The sequence below is a fragment of the Streptomyces glaucescens genome (assembly GCF_002154375.1).
GTDB lineage: Bacteria > Actinomycetota > Actinomycetes > Streptomycetales > Streptomycetaceae > Streptomyces > Streptomyces glaucescens.
The window spans coordinates 1-3,381 of record NZ_MUND01000483.1 but is presented as its reverse complement, the minus strand read 5'-3'; the positions used below and the strand labels follow the sequence as shown (position 1 = coordinate 3,381).

The 3,381-nt window shown below is 69.5% G+C and carries 4 protein-coding genes and 1 pseudogene; all 5 read right to left on the bottom strand.

Annotated features, from left to right (window positions below; all coding sequences use genetic code 11):
* On the bottom strand, nucleotides 1-256 hold a 256-nt coding region (locus CCN42_RS28815), incomplete at its 3' end, for a 2-oxoglutarate dehydrogenase E1 subunit family protein (protein WP_143662039.1).
* A gap of 282 nt (nucleotides 257-538) precedes the next feature.
* Entirely contained in the window at nucleotides 539-1,648 is a 1,110-nt protein-coding gene (locus CCN42_RS28810) for a sensor histidine kinase (protein WP_086740000.1), read from the bottom strand.
* Entirely contained in the window at nucleotides 1,645-2,385 is a 741-nt protein-coding gene (locus CCN42_RS28805) for a response regulator transcription factor (protein ID WP_086739998.1), read from the bottom strand. Before CCN42_RS28805 ends, CCN42_RS28810 begins: the two co-directional genes overlap by 4 nt.
* Nucleotides 2,386-2,508: 123 nt before the next feature.
* Nucleotides 2,509-3,186 carry a spermine/spermidine synthase domain-containing protein gene (locus CCN42_RS28800; protein WP_086739996.1) on the bottom strand — a complete coding sequence of 226 codons (678 nt, stop codon included), beginning with the start codon at nucleotides 3,184-3,186 and terminating at the stop codon, nucleotides 2,509-2,511.
* Between the two features lie 61 nt (nucleotides 3,187-3,247).
* Nucleotides 3,248-3,381: pseudogene (locus tag CCN42_RS44880) on the bottom strand (MarR family winged helix-turn-helix transcriptional regulator); the annotation flags it as partial.

Below are 3,381 nucleotides of genomic sequence, written 5' to 3'. Positions count from 1 at the left end.
GCGCCCCGGCTCCGGCGGGACCTGCGGCCCCCGCGGCCGCAGGTCCCGCCGGAGCCGGGGCGCCGGCGGCGCCTGGCTTGTAATCGGCGAAGAAGTCCCACCAGGCGCGGTCTACCGAATTCGGGTCCTGGAGGTACTGCTGATAGATCTCGTCGACGAGCCACTCGTTGGCACCGAACGCGGCAGCGGGGTTCTTGCCCGCTTGGTCTGCGTCGGTGGAGATGCTCGATGCGTTACTGGGGGACTGTGGCGACACGGCGGCAACCGCCCTCTTCCGCTTCACAAGGTGATGGACAGCGGGAATAAAGGCTACGCCTCCCTGGCCGAGAAGGTCAGGCCGGGTCCGTTCATCGTCGTGTAAGTCACATCTGAATCCGTGTTTCGGGCCTGATAATGGCGGGAAACAAGCGTGGTTCCGGTTTGCGAGGGGGCGTCCTGGGTACGCGGACGCGGCCCCGGCGCGCGGGGCCTTGCCTGATCACACGTGTCCGACAGCGCGAACGCCCGTGGATCTTGTGGCTCCGCTTCGAACTTTACGTCAACTTGGCACGGATGGAAGTCCTGGAAGAGTGACAAGAATCCGGCAACCCCGCTCGGATTCGGCCACCCCGATCCGGCCGCCGTGCAGATCCACGGCCCAGCGCGCGATCGCCAGCCCCAGGCCCGTGCCGCCGTCGCTGCCCGGGCCGTGCGGCCGGCTGACCACACCCCGGTTGAACCGCTCGAACACCCGGTGCCACTCCGAGCGCGGAATGCCCGGACCCTCGTCCAGCACCTCCAGCTCCAGCGACTCCGGCTGCGCCCCGCGCCGCGCCTTCACCGTCACCCGGCCGTGCGGCGGACTGTGCTTGACGGCGTTGTCGATCAGGTTGGCGACGACCTGGTGGATGCGCTCCGGGTCGGCGTGCGCGACCAGCTCCGGCGGTGACACGTCCAGGTGCAGATGGACGTCGGTCCGGGTGTGACTGCCCGATCCGGAGGCGATCCCGGCCCGTGCCGAGGCGACCATGTTCGCCTCCTTCAGCACGCCCGACAGATACGGCCACACCTCGAACCGCCGCTTCTTCAGCGGGACCACGCCGTTGTCCAGCCGGGACAGGTCCAGCAGCGTCTCCACCAGCCGGCCCAGCCGCTCGGTCTGCTTCAGCGCCGTACGCATGGTCTCGGGGTCGGCCTCGGTGACCCCGTCGACGATGTTCTCCAGCACCGCCCGCAGCCCCGCGATGGGGGTGCGCAGCTCGTGCGAGACGTTGGCGACCAGTTCCTTGCGCTGGCGGTCCTGGGCCTCCAGTTCGTCGGCCATGACATTGATCGTCTGGGCCAGGTTCCCCAGCTCGTCCCGCCGGTTCTCGCTGACCCGGCGGCTGTAGTCGCCGTGCGAGATGGAGCGGGCCACCGCGTTCATCTCGTCCAGCGGAGAGGTGAGCGAGTGCGCCACGAACTGCGTGATCAGCAAGGTGGCGATCATCGAGAAGACCGTGATGAAGCGCAGCTCGGTCTCGGTGCGCATGGCCACCATCATCAGCCCGGTGGTGATCAGCACCGAGATGACGACCAGCGCCCCCAGCTTGGTCTTGATCGAGAACGGGCGTACGCCGCCCCAGGGCTGCCCGGGACTCCTCCGTGCGGCTCTCCGCCCGTCGCTCATGGCGTCGGCGTCTCCAGGGCGTAGCCCACGCCGTGCACCGTGCGGATCCGCTCGGCGCCGATCTTCCGGCGCAGCGCCTTGATGTGGCTGTCGACCGTGCGGGTGCCGGAGGCGTCCGCCCAGTCCCAGACCTCCGCGAGCAGCTGCTCACGGGAGAGCACCGCGCGGGGGGTGTTCGCCAGGCACACCAGCAGGTCGAACTCGGTGGGCGTCAGGTGGACGTCCTCCGACTTCACCCGCACCCGGCGCTGCGCGTGGTCGATCTCCAGCTCGCCGAGCCGGAGGATGCCGCTGCGCGGCGTGGAGGCGGCCAGCGCGGCCCGCTCCACCCGGCGCAGCAGGACGTGCACCCGGGCCGCCAGCTCCCGCATGGAGAACGGCTTGGTCATGTAGTCGTCGGCGCCCACGCCGAGCCCGACCAGCATGTCGGTCTCGTCGTCGCGCGCGGTGAGCATCAGGACCGGGACGGGCCGCTGGGCCTGCACCCGGCGGCACACCTCCAGGCCGTCGAAGCCCGGCAGCATGATGTCGAGGATCAGCAGGTCGGGCTGCCAGGCCTCCGCCGTGTCGACCGCCGCCGGCCCGTCGCCTGCCGTCTGCACCTGGAATCCCTCGGCGCGCAGGCGGGCCGCGATGGCGTCGACGATCGTCGCGTCGTCCTCGACCACCAGGACCCGGCGCTGTGCGCCGGGGGTGGTCGTCGCCGTGCCGTTGTGGGAGGTGTGTGTCTGCTCCATCGCCCGCCCCAAGAGTGTGCTTTCCGGAATCAGTGGGGTGATCCCATGTCTGCGCATGACTGCGATTGACGCTTGAATGATCGGCGTCAGGGAAGCAGCGTACGGGGAGTCACCGCGGCATTGCTATCCAGGTCGGACGCCGAGGTGCACGACGTCCGGAACGCCCCGGGCAACGGGGATCTCTTCGGTACGCACATGCTGGAATCCGGCATTCCGCAAGGTTTCTTCGAAATCCGGGGAGGGCTCGGCGGACCATACCGCAAGCACCCCGCCGGGCCTCAACAGCCTTGCGCAGCCTGCCAGTCCGGCCGGTTCGTACAGCCCGTCGTTGTCCTCCGTGACGGTCCAGCCGGGCCCATTGTCGATGTCCAGGCACAGCGCGTCATACGTGGCGGATGTCTCATTGACGAAGGCGACCAGATCCGCCTCCACGATCTCCGTGCGCGAATCGGACAGGGCCGCCCGGGACAGGCCGGAAAGAGGTCCTCGCCGATGCCACTCGATCACGGCGGGCTCGCGCTCGACGACCGTGATCCGGCCCCAGCGGGCGTTCGCGGCGGCGTGTGCGAGCGAGAAGCCGACCCCGAGACCCCCGATGAGCAGCCGGGGTTCGGGCCGCTCGTCGAGTGCCGCGAGTGCCGCGTCGACCAGTCGCCGTTCCGAGCGGCCGTCGGAGGTGTCCATCAGGAAGCAGCCGTTCGCGATGATCTGGAGCAGGTCGCCGTGCCGGCGCAGCACGACCTCGCCGTAGGGGCCCTCGCGACGGTCCAGGACTTCGGGGATGTCGTAAGCGGTGGGCATTCGTCCATCCTGGCACTTCGCGCGTGCCCCGTTGCCCGAATTAATCACCCCGGCCCGGGGCTTACTTCGCCATCCCCTGGTTGAGCTGCTGCAGCAGCCGGGCCAGTTCCGCCACCTCGCGGCGGTCCCAGTGGGCCAACTGGCTGACGTACCGGGCCCGCCGGGCCTCCCGTACCCGCTGCACCCGGCTGCTGC

Bases quoted from the DNA above. Each gene is read 5' to 3' on its own strand.
- CCN42_RS28810 (WP_086740000.1), bottom strand. From the start codon at position 1,648: ATGAGCGACGGGCGGAGAGCCGCACGGAGGAGTCCCGGGCAGCCCTGG.
- CCN42_RS28800 (WP_086739996.1), bottom strand. From the start codon at position 3,186: ATGCCCACCGCTTACGACATCCCCGAAGTCCTGGACCGTCGCGAGGGC.
- CCN42_RS28805 (WP_086739998.1), bottom strand. From the start codon at position 2,385: ATGGAGCAGACACACACCTCCCACAACGGCACGGCGACGACCACCCCC.